Below are 23,145 nucleotides of genomic sequence, written 5' to 3'. Positions count from 1 at the left end.
GACCGCCGCAATCGGGCTGATTTGGCCATCCAGACACACAAAAAAACGGACCGGATGCGCGCCGAAGCAGCCCGGCCCTATCGCCATTGTTAAACCACTCGAACGGTGCTCATGAGGTGCCGTCGGGCTTTTCCTGTTGGGGGTCAGATGTACAAGTCTTGTGTTGCTGCGCTGGTCGCAGCCCTGTATTGGTTGAGCGCCCCAGCGATCGCCGCCGAAGGCGAGCCGATCGTCATCAAGTTCGCCCACGTGGTGGCCGACGATACGCCCAAGGGCAAGGGCGCGCTGATGTTCCAGAAACTGGTCGACGAGCGCCTGGCCGGCAAGGTGAAAGTCGAGGTCTACCCCAACTCGACCCTGGTCGGTGATGCCGACGAGATGCAAGCGTTGCTCGATGGCAAGGTGCAAATGCTGGCGCCCTCGCTGTCGAAGTTCGACAAATACACCAAGAAACTGCAGGTCTTCGACCTCCCGTTCCTGTTTGATGACCAGGCTGCGGTGCAGCGCTTCCAGAATCGCGAGACCAGCCGTGAACTGCTGCGCTCGATGGCCGACTCGGGCATCTACGGCCTGGCGTACTGGAACAACGGCCTCAAGCAGCTTTCGGCAACCCGTGCGCTGGTCAACCCTGAGGACGCCGCCGGCCTGTCGTTCCGTATTCAGCCTTCGGCGGTGCTCGAGGCGCAGTTCAATGCCGTCGGTGCCAAGCCGGTCCGGCTGCCCTTCGCGGAGGTCTACAAGTCCCTGCAGAGCGGTGTGGTGCAAGGTGCCGAGAACCCTTGGTCGAACATCGCCAGCCAGAAGATGAACACCGTTCAGCCATTCATCACCGAGACCAACCACGGCGTGCTCAACTACATGCTGGTGACCACGTCGAAGTTCTGGATGAGCATGCCTTTCGCCGTGCGCTCGGAGCTGGAGAACATCGTGCTGGAAGTCACCCAGACCGTGAACAAGGAAGCGGCAGCGCTGAACCAGCGTGACCGCGACCGCATCCTCGCCAGCGGCACCAGCAAGCTCATCACCCTCACCCCGGAACAGCGTCAGGCCTGGCGTGAACAGATGATGCCGGTGTGGAAAGCCTACGAAACGGATATCGGCGCCGACGTGATCCGCGCTGCGATGACCGTCAATCGCCGCCGCTAACCCTACCCCAGGCGCTCGCCGGCATAGCAGGTCGGCGAGCTCTGATCCCCCCGCCGCTCGAGCGCGTCTTCCAGCCATTCGGCCAGTACCACCGCATTGTTCTGCTGCGGGTCACGCGCGGCGTACACCAGCGTCAACGTTCCGTTTTCCGCCTTTTCCAGCAGTGGCCACCAGTGTGCCGGCTGCGCTGCGAGCTCTTCGCGGTAGGCGTGCCGGAACGCAGCGAAGCTCTTCTCCCCCGACTTGAATGCCCGCCGCAGCGCGCTCGAAGGCGCCACCTCGGGCAGCCATTCATGCAGCTCAAGCTGGTCCTTGCGCCTGTTCCGCGGCCATAGACGGTCTACGAGCACGCGCTTTCCATCCTCAGCCATGGCTGGTTCATAGGCGCGTTTGCAGCAGATCATCGCGGGCTCCGTTTCGGTTCATGATCGATATACCTGAGCGTATTGGTTGGGTATTTATGACTTGAGCAGGTGTAAAAAATACCGTTATGACCTGGGTCATAAAAACCTTATTGCTTTCAAGTTACTGATAAATAGGAAATAAATAGTCGGTACGCTTTGTGATTGTGTTTGCCTCACACACACACAGCGAGGACACCCTATGAAGACTTTAGCCACCTGGATCGCGGGTGCGGCATTGATTACAAGCGGTTGGGCGGGTGCGGACGAGATTGTGGAGGCGCGACCGGATCGTGTCGTAGGAGGCGGTTTCGGCGGGCTCAGCGGTTTCATGCTGGGTGCCGCGGCAGGTGGGCCGATCGGTGCCTTGGTCGGCGGCGGTGCTGGCTATCTGCTGGGGCAGCAGGTGCAGGGTGCCGCTGGCCTCGAGCAACGGCTCTACGTGATCCGCACGGCGGATGGCCGTCTGCTGCGTGTGCGCCGGTCTGCTGAGGAAAGCGCCGAGGGGGTTGTCACTCCCTGAGCACTTGATCTGCCGGCCTGATATGGCAAGGTTCGCGGGGTTGCGACCGGTGGGTCGCAACCCCTGCACCGGATTCGAGGAGCCGAGATGAGCTATTCCCTGTTGCACGTCATCCATTTGTTGGCAGCGATCTTCTTCATCGGCACGCTGTTCGTCGAGGTGATGCTGCTCGGCCGAGTGCGCCAGCAGGTCGAGCCGGAGCGTATGCAGCCGATCGACAAGGCCATCGGTGCACGTTCGCGGGTGGTGCTGCACTGGGTGGTTTTGTTCGTCTATGGCGCCGGCATCGGCCTGGCCTGGTTTCATCGCCAGGCGTTGGCCAACCCCTTCGCCAGCAGCTTCGGCATGCTCCTGACGCTGAAGATCTTGCTGGCGATCGGGGTGTTCTTCACCTTCGGCATGGTCGCAATGCTGCTGCGCTCGGGCCGGATGACCCCGGCGCGCTACCGGCGCATCCACTGGGCGATATTCCTGCAGATGGTTGGCATCGTCCTACTGGCCAAGGGCATGTTCTACCTCCATTGGTGACGGGCGCTGGCGAAGCCATTCCGGCCGTTTGCGAGCGGCATGCTTGGGTAGGGGGAACTGTCGCGTCCGCAGTGCTGCCCTTAGCAGATTTGCCGCGTGTGCCGATGATTTCGATCAAGCAGGGCGTCGTTTGCTGGATGGCTGATGAGCACCGATTCAGCCGCGTTAGGCTCGTTTGCTTGCCCTGGCGCTCGGCTTAAGGTGCAGGCACCAGAGCGGCCATCCACCGAGGTTCACATGCATTTCGCCTATACCCCCCGCGTCCAGGCGCTGCGCCAGGAAATGCTCGCGTTCATGGAGCAGTACATCGTGCCGCGCATCGGCGCCTGGCATGCCGAGGTTGCGGCGGGGCAGTACCCGGTGTCGTTCATGGAAGACCTCAAAGCGTTGGCGCGGGAGGAGGGCCTTTGGAACCTGTTCCTGCCTTCGCTGGGCCAGGACGAGCCGGGCACCGGGCTGAGCAATCTCGAATACGCCCCGCTGGCCGAGATCATGGGCCGGGTGCACTGGGCCTCGGAGGTGTTCAATTGCAACGCTCCGGACACCGGCAATATGGAGTTGCTGCACCTGTTTGCCACGCCTGAGCAGCGCGAGCGCTGGCTCAGGCCGCTTCTCGAAGGGCAGATCCGCTCGGCCTTCGCCATGACCGAGCCGGACGTGCCCTCGTCGGATGCCACCAATATCCAGACGCTGATCCGCCGGGACGGCGACGACTACGTGATCAACGGCCGCAAGTGGTTCATCACCAATGCCTCGCACCCCAACTGCCGATTGCTCATCGTGATGGGCAAGACGGATCCGAATGCCGAGACGCACTGTCAGCAGAGCATGATTCTGGTGCCGTTCGACACGCCCGGTGTGGAGCTGGTGCGCAACATTCCGGTGATGAATCACCTGGCGCCGGAAGGCCACAGCGAGCTGGTCCTGCGTGACGTGCGCGTGCCGGCAAGCAACCTGCTCGGTGCCGAAGGCGATGGCTTCGCGATGGCGCAGGCGCGGCTCGGGCCGGGGCGTATTCATCATTGCATGCGCTCGATCGGCATGGCCGAGCTGGCGCTGGAGCTGATGGTCGAGCGCTGCCAGGAGCGCAAGGCGTTCGGCAAGTATCTGCAGCAGTATTCCAACATTGCCGACTGGATTGCCGAATCGCGCATCGAGATCGAACAGGCGCGCCTGTTGGTACTCAAGACCGCCTGGATGATCGACGAAGTCGGCGCCAAGGGCGCCCGCAAGGAGATCGCCATGATCAAGGCGCTGGTGCCGCGCATGCAGACAACGGTGGTCGATCGTGCGATGCAGGTCTACGGCGCCATGGGCCTTACGCCGGACACGCCACTGGCCGACATGTGGACGGGTGGCCGCGCCCTGCGCTTCGCCGACGGCCCGGATCAGGTGCATCTTCGCAGCATCGCGAAGATGGAGATCAAGGCCAGCGAAGCCAACCGTGGCGCGACGGCCGCCTACCTGACGCCGCCCGGCGGCGATAGGGCGCCACGACGTCGGGTGTGATGTTCGGTGAACGCCGAAGCCCGTCTTATCGCACGATGGCTGCGTTCGTAAGCGCGACTGTTCGCGCTCGTGGGGTCGGCGTGGCGTGGATCGCCAGCAAGCTGGCTCCTACGGATAAGGGGGCTGCTGTGGTTAAGGCTCGCCATCACGGTTTTTGTAGGGGCGGTCTTGCTCGCGATCATGGGGTCGGCGTGGCGCGGATCGCCAGCAAGCTGGCTCCTACGGATAAGGTGGGGCTGCTGGGGGCAAGGCTCGCCATCACGGTATTTCGGTGCGGCTGCTGATCGTCCACAGGGCGCCCATGGCTCGTGTGCTTGGCGGAACGGGTCGCGTTGATTGATATGGCTCAATGGAATCGCCCGCGCGAGGTCGAGCTTGATATCCGTCAAGGAGAGCGAGTAGCGGCGCTCCCTACCATGGCTGCACATTCAGCCGTGAAGTGGGCCGTCCATGAAGCCGCAACCTCATCTCCGCACAGGCCTTATCCGTGCATGGGAGCAAGGCTTCGCCATCGTGCTGGCGCTGCTGCTGATTGCATTTCCGACTCAAGCGCGGGACTACGACGTCGAACAGCAACGCATCGAGCACTTCTTCCCTCAGGCCGAGGTCTCCGAGCCCGAGGGTGAATACCAGCTACGAACCCTGCGCAAGGGTGACGAAGTCCTCGGCTATGCCTTCCAGACCCTCAATGTGGTCGACATCCCTGCCTATTCCGGCAAGCCGATCAACCTGCAGGTGCTGCTCGATCGCGAAGGTGCGATCGTCGATGCCTATGTGCTCGAGCACCATGAGCCGATCCTGCTGGTCGGCATCCCCGAGCAGAAGCTGCACGACTTCACTGCCAAGTATCAGGGCGTGAAGGCCGACCAACGCGTGGTGGTCGGCCATTCGGGCGACAGCAATGCGGTGACCATCGATGCCGTAACCGGCGCCACCGTGACGGTCATGGTGGTCAACGAGATCGTCATGCGCGCCGCCCATGAAGTGGCCGTCTCGCTCGAGCTCGTCGAACCGGCCGCGGGTGGGCGCAGCAAGCCGGCGACGATCCGCAACGATGTCTACGCGCCGGCGAGTTGGGCCGATTTGACCGGTAACGGCGCAATCCGCCGCCTGCTCCTGACCTACGGGCAGATAGATGACGCGTTCAAGGGCACCGAAGCCGAGGGCATCGACGAGGCGGCGCCGGAGGAGAAGGGTGACACCTTCATCGATCTGTACGCGACCGAACTCAATCCACCGACCATCGGCCGCAACCTGCTCGGCGACGTTCAGTACGCCGACCTGATGAGCACCCTCAAGCCTGGTGAGCACGCGATCGCCGTGCTCGGCAGCGGTGACTACTCCTTCAAGGGCTCGGGCTACGTGCGCGGCGGCATCTTCGATCGGGTGCAGCTGCGTCAGTTCGGCAACATCATCAGCTTCCGCGACCTGGACTTCATTCGCCTGTCGGACGTCTACGCCGACGGCATCCCGGAATTCCGCGAGATGGCGATCTTTATCGTCCGCGAACACGTGGCTTTCGATCCAGGCTCACCGTGGACGCTAGAGCTGCTGGTACGCCGTCAGACCGGCCCGGTATCAGGGGTGTTCACCAGCTTCGAGCTGCCCTACCAGATGCCCGAGCAGTACATCGAGCGGCCGCAGCCGACCGCCGAGGAGTTGGCCGCAGCGGAGGAGGCCAACCGGCCAATGTGGCTGAACATCTGGTACCAGAAGAGCTTCCAGATCGGCGTGATCGTTGCGGCGCTCCTGCTGCTGACCGTAATCCTCTTCTTGCAGGATTCGCTCACCCAACGCCCGCGCTTCCTGCACTGGCTGCGTCGCGGCTACCTGATCTTCACTGTGGTGTTCATTGGCTGGTACGCGTTGGGGCAGCTGTCTGTGGTCAACGTGCTGACCTTCGTCCATGCGCTGTTCCAGGACTTCCGCTGGGAGCTGTTCCTCACCGACCCGGTGATCTTCATTCTCTGGACGTTCACCGCCGCCAGCATCCTGCTCTGGGGTCGCGGTGTGTTCTGCGGCTGGCTGTGCCCCTTCGGCGCGCTGCAGGAGCTGATCAACGAGGCCGCGCGCAAGCTCCGTATCCCGCAATACGAGCTGCCCTTCGCTGTGCATGAACGGCTTTGGGCGATCAAGTACATCGTCCTGCTCGTGCTGTTCGGCATCTCGCTCGAGTCGATGATGGCGGCTGAACAGGCCGCTGAGGTCGAGCCGTTCAAGACCGCTATCACCCTCAAGTTCGACCGCCAGTGGTGGTTCGTCGCCTACGCCGTGTTCCTGCTGGTGATCAACGTGTTCACCCGCAAGGTTTACTGCCGCTACGTCTGCCCGCTGGGCGCGGCGCTGTCGATCAGCAGCAAGGTCCGCCTGTTCGACTGGCTCAAGCGCCGGCCGGAGTGCGGCAGCCCCTGCCAGCTGTGCGCCAAGGAATGTGAAATCCAGGCCATCCATCCGGACGGGCACATCAACCACAACGAGTGCCACTACTGCCTGGATTGCCAGATGACCTACCACAACGAAAACAAATGCCCGCCGCTGATCCTGAAGAACAAGCGCAACACGCGTGGAAAGAAGGCACCAGCCGCGCCGCAGTTGATTCCTGTGCATGTGGTGGAACCCGAGTGAGCGCGCATAGCGAATCGCTCGAAATCGGTTGTTAGAAATCGGTTGTTAGAGATGTCCCAAAGGAGCAGAACCCATGAGCGACAAAGAGGTTAAGAGCAATCCGAATGCGCTGGAAAAGACCGGCCTGAGCCGCCGCAATTTCCTCGGCGCCAGCGCCCTGACCGGCGCGGCGGTGGCAGCAACGGCGTTCGGCGGCGCAGTCATGAGCCGCGAGACCTGGGCAGCAGCGGTCAAGGACGCACAGCAGAAGATCCACGTCGCACCAGGCGAGCTGGACGAGTATTACGGCTTCTGGAGTGGCGGCCACCAGGGCGAGGTTCGGGTAATCGGTATTCCGTCGATGCGTGAGTTGATGCGCATCCCGGTGTTCAACGTCGATTCGGCCACCGGCTGGGGCCTGACCAACGAAAGCCGCCACATCATGGGCGACAGCGCCAAGTTCCTGAACGGCGACTGCCACCATCCGCACATCTCGATGACCGACGGCAAGTACGACGGCAAGTACCTGTTCATCAACGACAAGGCCAACAGCCGCGTTGCGCGCATCCGCCTGGACATCATGAAGTGCGACAAGATGCTGACCGTGCCGAACGTCCAGGCCATCCACGGCCTGCGTCTGCAGAAGGTGCCGCACACCAAGTACGTGTTCGCCAACGCCGAGTTCGTGATTCCGCACCCCAACGATGGCAGCTCCTACGACCTGCAGGCGGAAAACGCCTACACCATGTTCAACGTCATCGATGCCGAGAAGATGGAGATGGCTTTCCAGGTCATCGTCGACGGCAACCTGGACAACACCGACGCCGACTACACCGGCAAGTACGCCGCGTCCACCTGCTACAACTCGGAGAAGGCCTACGACCTGGGCGGCATGATGCGTAACGAGCGCGACTGGGTGGTGGTCTACAACATCCCGCGCATCGAGGCGGCGATCAAGGCCGGCAAGTTCAGCACCATTGGCGACTCGAAAGTGCCGGTGGTCGATGGCCGCGCCGGTTCGGAATTCACCCGCTACATTCCGGTGCCAAAAAACCCCCACGGCTGCAACACCTCATCCGACGGCAAGTACTTCATCGCCGCCGGCAAGCTGTCGCCAACCGTGACCATGATCGAAATCGCCAAGCTCGATGACCTGTTCGACGACAAGCTGAAAGACCCGCGCGACGTGGTCGCCGCCGAGCCTGAACTGGGCCTCGGCCCGCTGCACACCACCTTCGACGGCCGCGGCAACGCCTACACCACGCTGTTCATCGACAGCCAGGTGGTCAAGTGGAACATGGCCGACGCGGTGCGCGCCTACAAGGGCGAGAAGGTCAACTACATCAAGCAGAAGCTCGACGTGCAGTACCAGCCGGGCCACCTGCATGCCTCGCTGACCGAAACCAGCGAAGCCGATGGCAAGTGGTTGGTGGCCCTGTGCAAATTCTCCAAGGACCGTTTCCTGCCGACCGGCCCGCTGCACCCCGAAAACGACCAGCTGATCGACATCTCCGGCGAGGAAATGAAGCTGGTGCATGACGGCCCGACCTACGCCGAGCCGCACGACTGCATCCTGGCCCGTCGCGACCAGATCAAGCCGCAGAAGATCTGGAAGCGCGATGACCCCTTCTTCGCACCGACGGTGGAAATGGCGAAGAAGGACGGCATCAATCTGGAAACCGACAACAAGGTCATTCGAGACGGCAAGAAAGTGCGTGTCTACATGACGTCCATGGCGCCGACCTATGGCTTGACCGAATTCACCGTCAAGCAGGGCGACGAAGTCACCGTGACCATCACCAACATCGACCAGATCGAGGACGTGTCCCACGGGTTCGTCATGACCAACCACGGCGCCAGCATGGAGATCAGCCCGCAGCAGACCTCATCCATCACCTTCACGGCTGATAAGCCTGGCCTGCACTGGTACTACTGCAGCTGGTTCTGCCATGCGCTGCACATGGAAATGGTCGGCCGCATGATGGTCGAGCCGGCCTGACGCGCTTGGGGGGAGCAGAGGTTGGCTCCCCCATTTCACCTGCCTGGAAGCTGAAGAGGAATAATGCAGTGCTCAGATCTCAGGCGTCACCTTCATATTCAACGCTGGCAGCGCTGCTGCCGGCCATCTTCTGCGGTGCGGCCCTGGCGGCACCGCAATCGATCACCACCTTGCCGCTCGAGCCGCAGGGGGAAAATGTCTGGACATTGCCGGCGGGCGATTATCACGGTCAGTTCATCATCGACCAGCCGATGACGCTCACCTGCGCTTCAGGCGCCGTGCTGCACGGTGACGGCGAGGGCAACGGGCTGCTCGTCACCGCCGAGGATGTCCGCATCAAGGGCTGCACCCTGGTCGACTGGGGCCGCGACCTGACCGCGATGAACGCGGCAGTCTTCATCCAGCGCCAGGCGCATCGCGCCCGTGTGGAGAACAATGACCTGCGCGGTGCAGGCTTCGGTATCTGGGTCGATAGCGCACGCGATGTGAGCCTGATCGGCAACCGCATCGAGGGCGACGCGAACATACGCTCGCAGGACCGAGGCAACGGCATCCACCTCTACGCTGTGACCGGCGCGCGGATCATCGACAACCAGGTGCGCCATACCCGCGACGGCATCTACATCGACACCTCCAACGGCAACCACATCGAAGGCAACGTGCTGGAGGATCTGCGCTACGGCGTGCATTACATGTTCGCCAACGACAACCGCGTGATCGGCAATGTCACCCGCCGCACCCGCACCGGTTATGCCCTGATGCAGAGCCGCAAGCTGGAGGTCATCGGCAACCGCTCCGAGGGGGATGAGAACTACGGCATCCTGATGAACTACATCACCTACTCGACCATCCGCGACAACCGGGTCAGCGACGTGCGCAGCGGTTCGACGGGCGACAGCATGATCTCGGGCGCCGAAGGCAAGGCGTTGTTCATCTACAACTCGCTGTTCAACACCATCGAAGGCAACCGTTTCGAGAACAGCGCGCTGGGCATTCACCTGACGGCGGGCTCCGAAGACAACCGTATCGCAGGCAACGCCTTCATCGGCAACCAGCAGCAGGTCAAGTACGTCGCCAACCGCACCCAGGAGTGGTCGCAGGCCGGGCGCGGCAACTACTGGAGCGACTATCTGGGCTGGGACCGCAACAGCGATGGCCTGGGCGACGTCCCCTACGAGCCGAACGACAACGTAGACCGCTTGCTGTGGATGTACCCGCAGGTGCGCCTGCTGATGAACAGCCCGAGCATCGAGGTGCTGCGCTGGGTGCAGCGCGCGTTCCCGGTCATCAAGTCCCCCGGGGTGCAGGACAGCCATCCGCTGATGCAGCTACCGGCCAGAGCCGCCCCACTGTTGAGCCAGACGCAGGAGCAGACGCCATGAACGTCGTTGAAATCGAAGGCGTGAGCCAGCGTTACGGCAGCATGACCGTGCTGCACGGGTTGAACCTGAGCCTCGCCGAAGGCGAGGTGCTGGGCCTGTTCGGCCACAACGGCGCCGGCAAGACCACCAGCATGAAGTTGATTCTCGGCCTGCTCGCGCCAAGCGAAGGCCAGGTCCGGGTGCTCGGCCGCCAGCCCGCGGATCCAGGGGTACGCCGTCAGCTCGGCTACCTGCCGGAGAACGTCACCTTCTATCCACAGCTCAGCGGTCGCGAAACGCTGCGTCATTTCGCCCGTCTCAAGGGCGCAGCGCTGGGCCAGGTGGATGACCTGCTCGAACAGGTCGGGCTTGCGCAGGCCGCCGAGCGCAGGGTGAAGACCTATTCCAAGGGCATGCGCCAACGCCTCGGGCTGGCCCAGGCGCTGCTCGGCGAGCCGCGTCTGCTTTTGCTCGACGAGCCCACCGTAGGCCTCGACCCCATCGCCACGGGCGACCTGTATCAGGTCATCGATCGGCTGCGACAGGGTGGCTGCAGCATCATTCTCTGCTCGCACGTCTTGCCAGGCGTCGAAGCGCACATCAACCGTGCCGCCATCCTCGCCAGAGGCGAATTGCAAGCGATCGGCAGCCTGGCGCAACTGCGCCGCGACGCTGGCCTGCCGACGCGCATCCGTGCCAGCGGCATCGGTGACAGCGCCGGCTGGTTGCAACGTTGGGATGCCGCCGGGCATGCCGCTCGAGCTCTGGGCGAGCGCAGCGTCGAGGTGTCGGCCATCAATGGCCACAAGCTGCCGCTGCTGCGCGAATTGCTCGGCGAGGGCGAGCCGGACGACATCGAGATCCACCAGCCCTCGCTGGAAGACCTCTACCGACACTACATGACACGCGCCGGCGATCCTGGCGCCTCGGAGGGCCGGCCATGAACGCCATCTGGAACATTGCCCGCAAGGAATTCAGCGATGGCCTGCGTAACCGTTGGCTGCTCGCCATCAGCCTGCTGTTCGCGGTACTGGCGGTAGGCATCGCCTGGCTCGGCGCAGCGGCGTCCGGCCAACTGGGCTTCACGTCCATTCCGGCGACCATCGCCAGCCTGGCGAGCCTGGCCACGTTCCTGATGCCGCTCATCGCGCTGCTGCTGGCCTACGACGCCATTGTCGGCGAGGACGAGGGCGGCACCCTGATGTTGCTGCTGACCTACCCCTTGGGCCGGGGGCAGATCCTGCTCGGCAAGTTTCTTGGTCACGGGTTGATCCTCGCGCTGGCGGTACTGATTGGCTTCGGTTGCGCGATGCTGGCCATTGCGCTTCTGGTCGAGGACATCGAACTGGGCTTGCTGCTCTGGGCCTTCGGCCGCTTCATGCTGTCCTCGACGCTGCTCGGCTGGGTGTTTCTCGCCATGGCCTACGTGCTGAGCAGCAAGGTCAGTGAGAAATCCAGCGCGGCGGGGCTGGCGCTCGGCGTCTGGTTTCTCTTCGTTCTGGTGTTTGACCTGGTTCTGCTGGCGCTGCTGGTTTTCAGCGAAGGCCAGTTCAGCCCGCAGCTCTTACCGTGGCTACTGCTCCTTAATCCCGCTGATCTTTACCGCTTGGTGAACCTTGCCGGCTTCGACGGCACGGGTGCGATGGGCGTGCTGTCGCTGGGGGCCGAGCTGCCGATGCCGGTGGCCGCGCTCTGGGGTTGCCTGCTGCTCTGGGTCGCCGCGTCGCTTTCTCTGGCCTACGGCGTATTCCGCCGCCGGCCCGCCTGATCCTCTGATTAAAGGAACTGCAATGATGAATGGGTTATACAAGCAGGCTTCGCGGGTGCTGGCCGCAGTACTGCTCGTGGGCCTGGCCGGCTGCAACGAGGCCGAACAGACCGAGCGGGTACTTGAACCGGTTGCCTTCCACGCCAGCGATGAGTGCCACGTGTGCGGGATGGCCATCGGTGATTTCCCTGGACCTAAGGGCCAGGCGGTCGGGAAGGGCGGGGTGAAGAAGTTTTGCTCTACGGCGGAGCTGCTGGGCTGGTGGCTGCAACCGGAGAATCGCGTGGGCGACGCCAAGCTCTACGTGCACGACATGGGGCGCAGCACCTGGGAGCAGCCGGACGACCACTATCTGATCGACGCGACCACCGCCTACTATGTCGCTGGCACTGATCTCAAGGGGGCGATGGGTGCGGTGCTGGCGACCTTCGCCGACGAATCCGCGGCCAAGGCACTGGCAACGATGCACGGTGGCAGGGTTTTGCGTTTCGATGACATCGACCAGTCGGTCCTGCAACAGACACAAGGCATGCATGACATGCACGGCCAACATCAGGCGCACGCCGGTCACTAGACCGGCAGCCTACACACGACGAGGTAACGAACGATGATGGGCATCAGTATCTGGCAACTCCTGATCATTCTGCTGATCGTGGTCATGCTCTTCGGCACCAAGCGCCTGCGCGGCCTGGGCTCGGACCTGGGCGGGGCGATCAGCGGCTTCCGTAAGTCCATGCATGACGGTGAGAAAGCCGAACCGGTGAAGCAGGAGCTGAAGTAAGGCGCTTCTGTAGGCGCGCACCGCCCCCCATCGCTTTCCGTAGGAGCGAGCTTGCCCGCGATCCGGTCGTGACCGCTGAGTCGGCGGGTGTTGGGATCGCCAGCAAGCTGGCTCCTACGTTCGGCGTGGCCCATCCGGCAATGTGCATCGGCGCGTACCGCTCTTCGTAGGAGCGAGCTTGCTCGCGATCCGGTGGTGATTGCTGAGTTGGCGGGGTGTCAGGATCGCCAGCAAGCTGGCTCCTACAGTTGACATGGCCCACCCGATTGCGCGCACCGGCCCGCATCGCTCTTCGTAGGAGCGAGCTTGCTCGCGATCCGGTGGTGATTGCTGAGTTGGCGGGGTGTCAGGATCGCCAGCAAGCTGGCTCCTACAGTTGACATGGCCCACCCGGCAGTCTGCACCGGCACGCATCGCTTTTCGTAGGAGCGAGCTTGCTCGCGATCGGGTGGTGCGGCTGCTGAGTTGGCGGGTGTCGGTATCGCCAACAAACCCGGTGCGGTTAAGAGTCTCTAGCGGCTACCGGTCGTCGCCCGCCACCCGGCTCCTGATAAACCTGATTGCAATCAAGTCTGTGCTGCCGGCCTACCCTGTAAAAAGTAGGCCTGGCTCACGAAATCTCTCGGAGCCCCGGTTTTCGGCCCGCCTGGTAAGGGCAGGCCGTCGCAGTAAGTGTCAGGAGGCCTCGTGCAAGTCATCGACCGGCGAAAAGCCCTCAGTATCCCGCCCATCTGGCGCCTCGCGTTTCGCCCGTTCTTTCTCGCCGGGAGCCTTTTCGCGCTGCTGGCAATCCCGCTCTGGGTCGCCGCCTGGACCGGTCTATGGCCGGGCTTCCAGCCCACCGGCGGCTGGCTCGCGTGGCACCGTCACGAAATGCTGTTCGGTTTCGCCATGGCGATCGTCGCGGGTTTTCTGCTGACTGCCGGCCAGACCTGGACCGGTCAGCCGGGCGTCTCAGGCAATCGATTGGCGGCGTTGGCGCTGGTCTGGTTGCTGGCCCGGCTGGGCTGGTTGCTCGGTGCGCCGCTCTGGCTGCTGGTGATCACCGAGCTGCTGTTCATGTTCGGCGTGGCCCGGCTCATGGGTCGCATGCTCTGGGCCGTCCGACAAAAGCGCAACTACCCGGTGATTGCGGTGCTGGCATTGATGACAGCTGCCGATATTCAGGTGCTCTGGGGCGTGGGCCTGGCCGATGACGGGCTGCAGCGGCAGGGCGTACTGGCCGCGCTCTGGCTGGTCGCGGCGCTGATGGCACTCATTGGTGGGCGTGTGATTCCCTTCTTCACCCAGCGCGGCTTGGGGCGCACCGAACAGGTGAAGGCTTGGGCCTGGCTGGACGTCGCGCTGCTGGTCGGCTCCGCGCTGGTCGCCGTGCTCTATGCGGTGGGCGTCGCGCTGCTGCCCAACCCGCTGCTCGGCGTGCTCTTCTTTGCCATCGCGCTCGGCCATCTGGTACGCCTGGTGCGCTGGTACGACAAAGGTATCTGGGGTGTACCGCTGCTGTGGTCGCTGCACCTGGCCATGCTCTGGCTGGTCGTGGCCGCGGGTGGTCTGGCGCTGTGGCACATCGGTCTACTGGGCACTCCCAGCCCTTCGCTGCATGCCCTCTCGGTCGGCTCGATGAGCGGCCTGATCCTGGCGATGATCGCTCGCGTCACCCTCGGGCATACCGGGCGGCCGCTGCAGTTGCCGTCGGGCATCGCGGGCGCGTTCGTGCTATTCAACCTGGGCGCTGGGGCACGCGTGTTCCTCGCCACCGCGTTGCCAGTGGCCGGGCTATGGCTCGCAGCGACCTGTTGGGCGCTGGCATTCGCGCTCTATGCGTGGCGCTACGCTCCCATGTTGCTGAGCCCCCGCGTAGATGGCCATCCCGGCTGATTGACGCCTACCGCCTCCTTCTCGTGTTTCAACCACCTGCCTGCCCGCTCCGGGACGGGCAGCCAGCGGCTCGGCGATCGCCGGCATCGGAGATGAAGATGAAAAACGAATTCACGGACCGCCTCGCAGTGGTCACCGGCGCAAGCTCCGGCATTGGCCTTGCGCTTTGCTCCGCGCTGCTGCAGCGCGGCGCGAGGGTGCTGGCGATGTCGCGCAACCTTGGCGCGCTTGGCCAGTTGCTGGAAAGCTACCCCGAGACGCTGCACTGGATCGCCGGCGACGTCACCTCGGCGGACGACCTGCAGGCATTGAGCCGGCAGGCCGCGCTGCTCGGCCCGGTGGACTACCTCGTGCCCAATGCCGGCATCGCCGAGCTGGGGGACAGCCTGGACATGGCCTGCTTCGATCGCCAGTGGGCCGTCAACGGGGCGGGCGCCCTGGGCACGTTGGCCGCACTGCGCGGAGGGCTGGCGACTCCGGCCTCGGTGGTTTTCGTCGGCACCTTCCTGACGCGCACGACCTTCCCCGGATTGGCGGCGTACATCGCCAGCAAGGCTGCGCTGGTTGCCCAGGCTCGCACGCTGGCGGTGGAGTTTGCACCGCTGGAGGTGCGGATCAACGTCGTTTCGCCGGGGCCGACCGCCACGTCGATCTGGGGCACGTTAGGACTGGCCGACGATCAACTCGAGCAGGTCGCCGAAGGTGTCAGTAAACGCTTGCTGCCGGGGCGCTTCCTCGATGCAGCGGCGGTGGCCAATGTCATCCTCTTCCAGCTTTCCCAAGGCGCGCGGGGAGTGTTCGGGCAGGATTGGGTGGTCGATAACGGCTACACGATTACCTGATCGGCCACCGTTGGGCTGGCGCACCTGCCGGCCATCGCCAGGTTTGCATCAGAAATATTGCAGCCAGACAGCAATAGCATTCATTAGCCGCTTCTGAAGCGTGCACTGATAATGTGCGCCCTTGCCGTCGACGCGACATTTTGGCGCGTCGCCTGGTCAAAGCCTTGTCGGGTTTGCACAAGGCCCCCGACCAAACGAATCTCAGAAACGGAACCTATGCAAGAACGCCTCTTCGACTGGTGCCGCTCCTTCGTGCCCGCGCCACTATCGGCGCCACCTGCTGAATGGCTGCGCGTGGCGCTGGGCGTCGCGCTGGCGATGCTGTTAGTGCTGCCTGCCTGCGCCTGGGTCTTCGGTGCCGCGCTTACCCTGCCGCTCGCCGCGCCAGCGGCAGCTTCGGCAGTGCTGGTCTTTGCTGCACCTTCAAGCCCGTTTGCCCAGCCTTGGTCAGTGCTGGCTGGCAACGTGTTGGCGACGCTGATCGGTGTGGCGCTTGGGGCCAGTGGGCTGCCCGTGCTGTTGGCCGCTGGGATCGCGGGTGGGCTGGTGATCATCTGCCTACTGGGTGCGCGCTGCCTGCATCCGCCGGGCGCCGCGCTGGCGTTGGTGGCGGTGGTCGGTAATGCGCAGATCCACGCGCTCGGCTACGGGTTGCTCTATCCGGTGACGTTCAACTCGGCACTCCTGGTGGCGGTCGCGCTGCTCTATAACAACCTCACCGGGCATGCATACCCGAAGCCGCGCACGCCGCGCGGCAACAGTCACCATACCCGCGATGCATTGCCCAGCGACCGGATGAGCTTCAGTGAAGATGACGTCGCCAGAGCCCTGTCGGAATTCGGCGAGTATGTCGACGTAACGCGCGACGACCTCGCCCAACTGATCAAGCAGACCGAAAAACATGCGCTGCGGCGCAGCATGGGCGAGGTGACCGCGGCGGACATCATGTCCCGCGACCTCTACTGGGCTACGTCCGACTGCACCACTCAAACCGCCTGGCGAACGCTGCGCGAACATCGCCTGCATTCTCTGCCGGTCGTCACCGGCGACACGCGCGAGCTGGTCGGCATCGTGACCTTGGTAGACCTGCTCAAGTATCTGCGTTCGACACCGGCGCGCATTCGCATCGGCCAATTCAAGCGCGAGGGTGGGCAGCGCCTGGGCTCGATCATGACGTCGCCGGTCGTCACGGTCAGCGCCGACACCCACATGGTGGACTTGGTGTACCTGCTGTCCGACCGCGGCCTGCACTGCCTGCCAGTGGTCGACAGTGAGCAGCGACTAGTGGGCATGATTACCCAGACCGACCTGATCGCCGCGCTTTACCAGAACTGGCTGAAACACCTGCCGGATTGACACAGGCCGCTCCGATCGCGCCGCCAGCGCAATGAGGGGCTGGGAAGGGCTGGAACCTGTGGCATAGTCCAGTGCCTGAACGCTTGACCCCCTTCCAAGCCGAGCCCATGCCTGACCCTCTGAATAACTGGCTGCGATCCTTTCTTCCGATGCCGCTCAGCGTGGGGCCGCGGGAATGGTTGCGCGCCGTGCTCGGCGTCGGGCTGGTGGTGCTGCCGATGGTCTCGCTGGGCCTGTGGCTTTTCGGTAGCCAGGTCACGCTGCATATCGTTGCGCCGGCCGGTGCTTCGGCAGTCATCCTCTTCAGCGCCTCGTCGAGCCCCTTCGCACAGCCTTGGTCGGTGATCGGCGGCAACCTCATCGCGGCGACCATCGGCATCTACCTCGGCACCAGCGGCTTGCCGACGGTCGCCGCAGCGGTGCTGGCGGTCTGCTTGGCGATTGCCTGCCTGTTCTCGCTGCGTTGTATGCATCCGCCCAGCTGCGCCTTGGCGATGGTCGCCGCAATCGGCGGGCCGGGGCTCAGCGAGCTCGGCTACGGGCTACTGCTACCGGTAGGCTTCAACTCCGTGCTTCTGGTTGCCGTGGCACTGGTCTACAACAATCTCACGCGGCATCCCTATCCCAAGCCGCGCGCAGCGATCGGCGGCGTCAAGAACGCTAGCGTGCCCCTGGGCGACGAGCATCTGAGCTTCACCAACGACGATGTCACCCATGCGCTGGAAGAGTTCGGTGAATACGTCGATGTGTCCCACGATGACCTGCTGGACCTGATCAAACGCACCGAAAAGCACGCCATCCGTCGCAGCATGGGGGCGGTCGCAGCAGCCGATATCATGTGCCGCGACCTGCATGGGATCGCGCCTTCCGCGCGCATCCGGCAGGCCTGGGAACTGGTTCGCCAGCACCGCCTGCATTCGCTTGCCGTCGTCGAGCCGGTTAGTGAAAGACTGGTTGGAATCGTCACGCTGACCGACCTTTTACAGCACTTCGAACCGAGCCCCTCTCGGCTCAACCTGCGGCGCCTGACATTTAATCGCGACGTCAGGGTCGAGCGTGTCATGACGGCGCCCGTGGTCTCCGTACGGGAGGATGCGCACCTCAGCGACCTTGTTTTCTTGCTGGCGGACCGTCGGATGTCCTGCCTGCCCGTGATCGATGCCGAGCAACGGCTGGTGGGTATGATCACCCAGGGCGATCTCGTTGCCGGGCTTTACCAGAACTGGATGAAGCGCCTGAGCGACTAGGCCAGCCGGGCAGTGGGGGTTTCAGATTTCATAATTCCAGCGCGACCAGTCGTACTCATCTTCCGCGACTTCACGCAGCAGAGCGATCGCCTGCGCCAGCGCAGGGGATTCGGCCGCTCGCGAGTAGACGAGGTAAACCGGGTAGCTGAACTCCGGGGTCTGCTCGACGCGCTTGAGTAGACCCTCGTCGAGGTAGCGCTGGACCACGCGCGTGCGGAAGTAACCGCGGCCGCCATGCTGCACGAGGTACTGCAGGGCCAGTGGACCGAGGCTGAACGAGAGCGCGGCGCGGATGTGCTCGGGCAAGGCAAGGTCATGCTGGCTACGAAACGCCGGCCCCCAGTCAATGTACAGATAAGGCTCGGGGACTCGTGCATGCACGACCTGGATCAGCTTCTCCTCCAGCAGCTGCTCGACCTGCAGGCCGGGCAGGTACTCGGGCTGATGCACCAGCGCGGCGTCGAGCACGCCGAGGTCGAGCTTGTGTTGCAACTCGGTGTCGGTGGCTACTTCACTGCGCAACGCATGGTCGGGCAGCGCCTGCCGTAACCGCTTGACCCAGGCGAGCATCAGCGGATTGCACAGGCTGACCTCAGCACCGAGTGAAAGCAGCTTGTCGTAGCCCTTGGGCAACGGTAGATCACGGCGCGCCGCCTCCCAGGTCTGCACCAGTTGGTTGGCGTAGGCGACGAAGCGCTCGCCATCGCTGGTCAACCTCGCCCCGGCCCGGTTGCGCACGAACAGCCGGCAGCCCAGTTGCGCTTCCAGGCTACGAACCCGCGCTGTTACAGCAGTCTGCGTGATGTGCAAGCGATCGGCGGTGGCGATGAAGCTGCCGCTGCGAATGATCTCGAGAAATGTGCGGGCGAGATCAATATCCATGGCGGGCGGGGCTCATATCAAAGGGAGTGATATGAAATCAGGTTGGGATGAAAGATAAAAGCCGACAGATGACGGCGGCTGGAGGGTCGGCTGGCTTGGCGTGGTTTGCAGGCTCTGGGAGAGCCGGTCAGCTGAAGAGCGGCCCCGTTGCAGCTTCCCAGCCCGCCGGCCCTTCAGGTCTCTCCCTCAGTGCGACGTGCCTTCGGCGAACTCGATCTTGTTACCGACGTTGTACTTGCCGGACGGCTTGTTCATCGGGATGCGCTTGATCTCTTCCAGCGTGTTGGCGTCGTAGACGATCAGCGCGCCTTCCGTGTCCCAGACGCTGAGCAGTGCATAGCGGCCGTCGTTGGTGAATTCGACGTGAGCGGCATTCTTGCCGGGCATCGGGCGTAGGGTGTGGGCGATCTCCAGGGTTTGCTTGTCGATCAGGTGGACGGCGTCGTTGTTGGGTCCAAAGAACACGTCGGTCCAGGCGTAGGGTGAGTTTTGCTGGCTGCGCATGAAGAAGCCGGGCCCTTCGGTGGGGATTTCCTTGATCAGCTTCCAGGTATCGAGGTCCAGCACCGAGATCAGGCCTTTGCTGACGTTTGGCGTGGCGAAGACCCACTTGCCGCCGCGCTTCCAATAGATGCCAGAGCCCAGGTGCGGCATGCCCGGCAGCGGTATGTCGGTCACCGACTTGCCGGTGTCCAGGTCGATCACCTGGCCGCCGAGGGCCTTGCGCGAGGTGGCGAGCAGGTAGCGGTAGTCGGGCGTGAAGGAGAAGTCGTCAAGGAAGTCGGCGGCCTCGATGCGCCGCGGTTGGAAGTCTGGCTCGCCCGCGTAGGACAGCTCCCAAGCCTCCTTCACGTCCTTGAGCGCGACCACGAAACTGTTGCGCGGCGGTGCGGTGTAGACGGCGCTGACGCGCGATGGCGTGCCATCGGCCGCCACCGCCGGGATGTGCTTGACTAGCGACAGGTCACGCGCATCGAGCAGCACCAGGTTGCCAGGCAGGTAGTTGCCCACCAACACCCAGCGGCCGTCGTTGCTGACAGCCAGGTTGCGCGTGTTCAGCCCCGCGCGGACCTCGGCGATCATGGTCAGGTTGTGCAGGTCATAGACGCTGATCCAACCGTCACGCGAGGCGAAATAGACGAAGCGGCCGTCCGGCGAGAACTTCGGCCCACCATGCAGGGCGAAGTGCGAGGGGAAGTTGGCCAGTTCCTCGAAGCGATCGCCATCGAGCACGCGCACGTGGTGGTTGCCTGCCTCGACCACGACGAACAGGTTGAGCGGATCGGCGCCATGCTGCGGGGTATCGGGCAGCTTTGAGACGTCATTGAGGATGCGATGACTGGCGCGGATGTCGGCGTCGCTCCAGGTCGGCGGCGTCGCAGCGGGTTGATAGAGGTAGCTGACCAGCCCGTCGATTTGCGCGCCGGAGAGGCGGTCACCGAAGGCGGCCATCTGACTGGCAGGGCGGCCGTCGCGGATTACCTTGCGCGCTTCGTCCGGCTTGATGCGGCTGAGGCTTTCGGGCAGCAATGCCGGGCCGGCACCGCCGAGGCGCCCGGCGCCATGGCAGCTCTGGCAATACTGCTCGTAAAGCTGCCCGGCCTGCTCGAGGCCAACTGGTTGCTCGGCGGCTTCGACCGCGCCGGCCAGCGCCAGCAAGATGAAGGGGATGGCTACTCGCATAGGGCCTCCGCGACGGCTGGTTGCCCGGTGTGCGGGGTGAACAAGCGGGCCGGGTATTCCATGCGGCGGTCAGCGAACAGGCCGACGACCTGGCCGATCACCGTGAGCGTCGGTGGGACTAGCCGCTCCTGGTCGGCGACGGTGGGCAACTGCCGGAGCGAGCAGCGCACTACACGCTGCTCGGGTCGGGTGCCGCTGCTGATCAGCGCCGCCGGGGTGTCCACAGGCAGGCCTGCGGCGATCAGGTTGCGCGAAATCTCGCCAAGGCTGGCCAGGCCCATGTAGAAGACCAGCGTCTGCTTGCCTTCTACGAGGGCGCGCCAGGGCAGCTGCAGCGCACCGTCTTCCTGCAGGTGGCCAGTGATGAACTGGCAGGAGTGCGCCAGGTCACGGTGCGTCAGCGGAATGCCCGCATAGGCGCTGCAGCCGGCGGCGGCGGTGACACCCGGGACCACCTGACCGTTGATGCCGTGTGCCAGCAGGTATTCCAGCTCTTCGGCGCCGCGGCCGAAGATGAAGGGGTCGCCGCCCTTGAGCCGTACCACGCGCAGGTTTTGCCGGGCGAGGTCGACCAGCAATTGGTTGATCTGCGGCTGCGGGAGGCTGTGATAACCACTCGTTTTGCCGACGTAGTGGCGCGCGCAGCTGGCCGGCAGCAAGTCCATCAGGCTGGTGCTGACGAGGCGGTCGTAAACGACGGCGTCGGCCTGTTGCAGGAGGCTCCAGGCGCGCAGGGTGAGTAAGCCGGGGTCGCCGGGGCCGGCACCGACCAGGGCGACTTCGCCCGCGGCCAGGGTCGCGCCGAGCGAGGCGGGGAGGGTGAGTGGCTGGTCCATGCGAACTCCTGAATTCTCATCGGGCTGGCGGTAGGTCCGGGGCGGCTTCGGGGCCGCTCTCGATATCAAATGGCGACGCTGGGGATGCGTTGTGGTTGGGCGAGGCCGATCTCCTGATCGCTGAGGTAGCAGCCAGGGTCTTCGCCCCAGAGATTGCCTTCGGCCCAGGCGCGGGTGCGGGTGTTGCCGTTGCAGATCGACAGCCAGCGGCACTCGGCGCAGCGGCCCTGTACGGCCCGCGGGTGCTGGCGCAGTTCGGCCAGCAGCGGCTCGGGGCGCTCCAGCCACAGCTCGCGAAAAGGCTGCCGGCGCACGTTGCCAACGGTGTGCTGCCACCAGTAGGTGTCCGGGTGAACGTCGCCGATATTGTCGATATTGGCGATGCCGCTGCCCGATGCATTACCTCCCCAGGCGCGCAGCATGCGCTCCAGACGATCACGGTGCTGCGGCAGGTTCTGCTCGGCCCACTGCAGCAGCAGAATCGCGTCGGCATCGTTATTGCCGCTGACGAAATCGGTTTCGCGGTCGTGCTGTACATCGTCCCAAGCTTGTTCGAACAGCTGGTACATGGCGTCGCGCGTCATCTGGTGGTGCGCATCGGCGCCGCGACTGCGTTTGCCACGGCCGCTGTAGTTGAGATGCGAGAGGTAGAACTTCTGCACGTCATGTTCACGCATCAGTTCCAGTAGCGCAGGTAACTGCGGGTAGTTGTGCTGGGTGAGCGTGGTGCGCAGGCCGACGCGTATGCCGTGCTGGCGGCACAGGTCGATGGCATGCATGGACGCAGCGAAGCTGCCCTTGAGCTGCCGCCAATGATCGTGGACCGCTTCCAGGCCATCGATGCTGATGCCGACGTAGTCGTACTGAGCGGCGGCGATCTGCTCGATGTTCTGCTCGTCGATCAGCGTGCCGTTGGTGGACAGTGCAACGAAAAAACCGCGCTGGCGGGCATAGCTGGACAGCTCGAAGATGTCATCGCGCAGCAACGGTTCGCCGCCGGAAAGGATGAGCACGCGCACCCCGGCGTCATGCAGGTCGTCGATGACCTTGAGCGCCTCGCCCGTATCCAGCTCGTCGCGGAAGACGCTGTCGGCGGAGGTGGCATAGCAGTGCCGGCAGGTCAGGTTGCAGCGGCGCAGCAGATTCCAGATCACCACCGGAGGGCGGGCGGCGCCGGTGCTGCGGGCGCCGAGAACCGGCATCTCAGGCCGGGCAAGCGCGCGCAGGTAATGGCTGATTCTCAACATGAGCGTCTCCTCGGAGCGGGCCCCTGTCACGCCGTGTGGCGTGGTTCGATGGGCGCAGCATCTCCGAGCGGTGGCAGCCCATCCTTGACCGGAAACAATAAAAGCCTTGGTTTGGGTAAGGTCATCGCCGAGTGGTACAGGTCGCGTTGCCGATCTGATCCTTGTCACAAATGGCGGGGTTGAGCGCGGCGTGCGATAGACGCTGGTGATCTGGGCGGCTACTGTCGCGAACGCACCGTTTCCAGTGGCGAACCACGGGCGGGATGCCCGTTTACAGTGATCTGCATGCAAAGGGATTTGAGAATGGAAGGTTCAGAAGCGGTAAAGGTCGATATCGACTATTCGCAGGTGCCGTTATTTCGGCGGCGCTGGTTCATTTTCGTGCTAGTGGTGGTCTGCATGCCGGCGGCACTAATCGTCGCGCTGACGGGTGATGTCTATCTCAAGTGCAAAGGCGCGGTTTACCGGCTGCCGCCCAACCGGCTCAATCATCTGGTGCTGTTCGCCTACGTGATGATCGTGATCGGCTTGGTGCGGCTGTCGCTCGGTTAGCG

The 23,145-nt window shown here is 63.8% G+C and carries 21 protein-coding genes; 16 read left to right on the top strand and 5 right to left on the bottom strand.

All coding sequences use genetic code 11. The features are described from left to right. Window positions 1-147: 147 nt before the first annotated feature. Window positions 148-1,146 carry a TRAP transporter substrate-binding protein gene (locus M1D78_RS17175; protein ID WP_437421195.1) on the top strand — a complete coding sequence of 333 codons (999 nt, stop codon included), beginning with the start codon at window positions 148-150 and terminating at the stop codon, window positions 1,144-1,146. A gap of 2 nt (window positions 1,147-1,148) precedes the next feature. On the opposite strand, the gene M1D78_RS17170 is transcribed toward M1D78_RS17175, so the two are convergent. Continuing rightward, window positions 1,149-1,550, bottom strand: coding sequence for a DUF488 domain-containing protein (locus M1D78_RS17170; RefSeq protein ID WP_437421194.1), 402 nt, complete (start codon window positions 1,548-1,550; stop codon window positions 1,149-1,151). 199 nt (window positions 1,551-1,749) lie between these two features. Between M1D78_RS17170 and M1D78_RS17165 the strand changes: the two genes are divergently transcribed. The 14 genes from M1D78_RS17165 (at window position 1,750) to M1D78_RS17100 (ending at window position 17,943) form a co-directional block, all read left to right on the top strand. Further along, window positions 1,750-2,070 carry a hypothetical protein gene (locus tag M1D78_RS17165; protein ID WP_437421193.1) on the top strand — a complete coding sequence of 107 codons (321 nt, stop codon included), beginning with the start codon at window positions 1,750-1,752 and terminating at the stop codon, window positions 2,068-2,070. Window positions 2,071-2,157: 87 nt separating this feature from the next. Next, window positions 2,158-2,598, top strand: coding sequence for a CopD family copper resistance protein (locus tag M1D78_RS17160; protein WP_437421192.1), 441 nt, complete (start codon window positions 2,158-2,160; stop codon window positions 2,596-2,598). A gap of 237 nt (window positions 2,599-2,835) precedes the next feature. Then, a complete protein-coding gene (locus tag M1D78_RS17155) occupies window positions 2,836-4,107 on the top strand; it encodes an acyl-CoA dehydrogenase family protein (protein WP_437421191.1) in 1,272 nt (423 codons plus the stop codon). A gap of 450 nt (window positions 4,108-4,557) precedes the next feature. Beyond that, a complete protein-coding gene (gene nosR, locus M1D78_RS17150) occupies window positions 4,558-6,732 on the top strand; it encodes a transcriptional regulator NosR (protein ID WP_437421190.1) in 2,175 nt (724 codons plus the stop codon). A gap of 73 nt (window positions 6,733-6,805) precedes the next feature. Continuing rightward, window positions 6,806-8,710 carry a TAT-dependent nitrous-oxide reductase gene (gene nosZ / locus M1D78_RS17145; protein ID WP_437421189.1) on the top strand — a complete coding sequence of 635 codons (1,905 nt, stop codon included), beginning with the start codon at window positions 6,806-6,808 and terminating at the stop codon, window positions 8,708-8,710. Between the two features lie 68 nt (window positions 8,711-8,778). Beyond that, window positions 8,779-10,092: a nitrous oxide reductase family maturation protein NosD gene (locus tag M1D78_RS17140; RefSeq protein WP_457933068.1), complete on the top strand. Its 1,314-nt coding sequence runs from the start codon at window positions 8,779-8,781 to the stop codon at window positions 10,090-10,092. Then, window positions 10,089-11,015 (top strand): ABC transporter ATP-binding protein, encoded by a 927-nt coding sequence (locus tag M1D78_RS17135; protein ID WP_437421188.1) that lies wholly within the window; start codon window positions 10,089-10,091, stop codon window positions 11,013-11,015. Before M1D78_RS17140 ends, M1D78_RS17135 begins: the two co-directional genes overlap by 4 nt. Beyond that, window positions 11,012-11,839 carry an ABC transporter permease gene (locus M1D78_RS17130; RefSeq protein ID WP_437421187.1) on the top strand — a complete coding sequence of 276 codons (828 nt, stop codon included), beginning with the start codon at window positions 11,012-11,014 and terminating at the stop codon, window positions 11,837-11,839. Before M1D78_RS17135 ends, M1D78_RS17130 begins: the two co-directional genes overlap by 4 nt. 25 nt (window positions 11,840-11,864) lie before the next feature. Then, window positions 11,865-12,413, top strand: coding sequence for a nitrous oxide reductase accessory protein NosL (locus M1D78_RS17125; RefSeq protein ID WP_437421337.1), 549 nt, complete (start codon window positions 11,865-11,867; stop codon window positions 12,411-12,413). 33 nt (window positions 12,414-12,446) lie between these two features. Further along, complete coding sequence (gene tatA, locus M1D78_RS17120) at window positions 12,447-12,620, top strand: twin-arginine translocase TatA/TatE family subunit (RefSeq protein WP_437421186.1); 174 nt, start codon at window positions 12,447-12,449, stop codon at window positions 12,618-12,620. Between the two features lie 687 nt (window positions 12,621-13,307). Continuing rightward, on the top strand, window positions 13,308-14,498 hold the full coding sequence (locus tag M1D78_RS17115) for an NnrS family protein (RefSeq protein WP_437421185.1): 1,191 nt from the start codon (window positions 13,308-13,310) through the stop codon (window positions 14,496-14,498). Window positions 14,499-14,596: 98 nt separating this feature from the next. Beyond that, the gene (locus M1D78_RS17110) at window positions 14,597-15,340 is read left to right on the top strand and encodes an SDR family NAD(P)-dependent oxidoreductase (protein ID WP_437421184.1); all 744 of its coding nucleotides are present in this window, start codon (window positions 14,597-14,599) and stop codon (window positions 15,338-15,340) included. 216 nt (window positions 15,341-15,556) lie between these two features. Next, window positions 15,557-16,696, top strand: coding sequence for an HPP family protein (locus M1D78_RS17105; protein WP_437421183.1), 1,140 nt, complete (start codon window positions 15,557-15,559; stop codon window positions 16,694-16,696). Between the two features lie 107 nt (window positions 16,697-16,803). Further along, on the top strand, window positions 16,804-17,943 hold the full coding sequence (locus M1D78_RS17100) for an HPP family protein (RefSeq protein ID WP_437421182.1): 1,140 nt from the start codon (window positions 16,804-16,806) through the stop codon (window positions 17,941-17,943). A 21-nt stretch (window positions 17,944-17,964) separates the two neighbouring features. Here the strand turns inward: M1D78_RS17100 and M1D78_RS17095 are convergent, their stop codons facing one another. The 4 genes from M1D78_RS17095 to nirJ form a co-directional block, all read right to left on the bottom strand. After that, window positions 17,965-18,825: a LysR family transcriptional regulator gene (locus M1D78_RS17095; RefSeq protein ID WP_437421181.1), complete on the bottom strand. Its 861-nt coding sequence runs from the start codon at window positions 18,823-18,825 to the stop codon at window positions 17,965-17,967. 186 nt (window positions 18,826-19,011) lie between these two features. Next, window positions 19,012-20,508 (bottom strand): cytochrome D1 domain-containing protein, encoded by a 1,497-nt coding sequence (locus tag M1D78_RS17090; RefSeq protein ID WP_437421180.1) that lies wholly within the window; start codon window positions 20,506-20,508, stop codon window positions 19,012-19,014. Beyond that, a complete protein-coding gene (gene cobA / locus M1D78_RS17085) occupies window positions 20,499-21,344 on the bottom strand; it encodes a uroporphyrinogen-III C-methyltransferase (RefSeq protein WP_437421179.1) in 846 nt (281 codons plus the stop codon). The genes M1D78_RS17090 and cobA overlap by 10 nt, the downstream gene beginning before the upstream one ends. A 65-nt stretch (window positions 21,345-21,409) precedes the next feature. Continuing rightward, entirely contained in the window at window positions 21,410-22,591 is a 1,182-nt protein-coding gene (nirJ, locus tag M1D78_RS17080) for a heme d1 biosynthesis radical SAM protein NirJ (protein ID WP_437421178.1), read from the bottom strand. Between the two features lie 303 nt (window positions 22,592-22,894). On the opposite strand from nirJ, the gene M1D78_RS17075 reads away from it, so the two are divergent. Then, on the top strand, window positions 22,895-23,143 hold the full coding sequence (locus M1D78_RS17075) for a hypothetical protein (protein WP_437421177.1): 249 nt from the start codon (window positions 22,895-22,897) through the stop codon (window positions 23,141-23,143). Window positions 23,144-23,145 lie beyond the last annotated feature (2 nt).

This window comes from Pseudomonas sp. SA195, from assembly GCF_054131565.1.
Note: the sequence above shows the minus strand (reverse complement) of the source record. Positions and strands in the feature narration are given on the sequence as shown.

Coding starts and splice junctions, on each gene's coding strand:
- M1D78_RS17175 (WP_437421195.1), top strand. CDS start 148: ATGTACAAGTCTTGTGTTGCTGCGCTGGTCGCAGCCCTGTATTGGTTG.
- M1D78_RS17170 (WP_437421194.1), bottom strand. CDS start 1,550: ATGATCTGCTGCAAACGCGCCTATGAACCAGCCATGGCTGAGGATGGA.
- M1D78_RS17165 (WP_437421193.1), top strand. CDS start 1,750: ATGAAGACTTTAGCCACCTGGATCGCGGGTGCGGCATTGATTACAAGC.
- M1D78_RS17160 (WP_437421192.1), top strand. CDS start 2,158: ATGAGCTATTCCCTGTTGCACGTCATCCATTTGTTGGCAGCGATCTTC.
- M1D78_RS17155 (WP_437421191.1), top strand. CDS start 2,836: ATGCATTTCGCCTATACCCCCCGCGTCCAGGCGCTGCGCCAGGAAATG.
- nosR (WP_437421190.1), top strand. CDS start 4,558: ATGAAGCCGCAACCTCATCTCCGCACAGGCCTTATCCGTGCATGGGAG.
- nosZ (WP_437421189.1), top strand. CDS start 6,806: ATGAGCGACAAAGAGGTTAAGAGCAATCCGAATGCGCTGGAAAAGACC.
- M1D78_RS17135 (WP_437421188.1), top strand. CDS start 10,089: ATGAACGTCGTTGAAATCGAAGGCGTGAGCCAGCGTTACGGCAGCATG.
- M1D78_RS17130 (WP_437421187.1), top strand. CDS start 11,012: ATGAACGCCATCTGGAACATTGCCCGCAAGGAATTCAGCGATGGCCTG.
- M1D78_RS17125 (WP_437421337.1), top strand. CDS start 11,865: ATGAATGGGTTATACAAGCAGGCTTCGCGGGTGCTGGCCGCAGTACTG.
- tatA (WP_437421186.1), top strand. CDS start 12,447: ATGATGGGCATCAGTATCTGGCAACTCCTGATCATTCTGCTGATCGTG.
- M1D78_RS17110 (WP_437421184.1), top strand. CDS start 14,597: ATGAAAAACGAATTCACGGACCGCCTCGCAGTGGTCACCGGCGCAAGC.
- M1D78_RS17105 (WP_437421183.1), top strand. CDS start 15,557: ATGCAAGAACGCCTCTTCGACTGGTGCCGCTCCTTCGTGCCCGCGCCA.
- M1D78_RS17100 (WP_437421182.1), top strand. CDS start 16,804: ATGCCTGACCCTCTGAATAACTGGCTGCGATCCTTTCTTCCGATGCCG.
- M1D78_RS17095 (WP_437421181.1), bottom strand. CDS start 18,825: ATGGATATTGATCTCGCCCGCACATTTCTCGAGATCATTCGCAGCGGC.
- M1D78_RS17090 (WP_437421180.1), bottom strand. CDS start 20,508: ATGCGAGTAGCCATCCCCTTCATCTTGCTGGCGCTGGCCGGCGCGGTC.
- cobA (WP_437421179.1), bottom strand. CDS start 21,344: ATGGACCAGCCACTCACCCTCCCCGCCTCGCTCGGCGCGACCCTGGCC.
- nirJ (WP_437421178.1), bottom strand. CDS start 22,591: ATGTTGAGAATCAGCCATTACCTGCGCGCGCTTGCCCGGCCTGAGATG.
- M1D78_RS17075 (WP_437421177.1), top strand. CDS start 22,895: ATGGAAGGTTCAGAAGCGGTAAAGGTCGATATCGACTATTCGCAGGTG.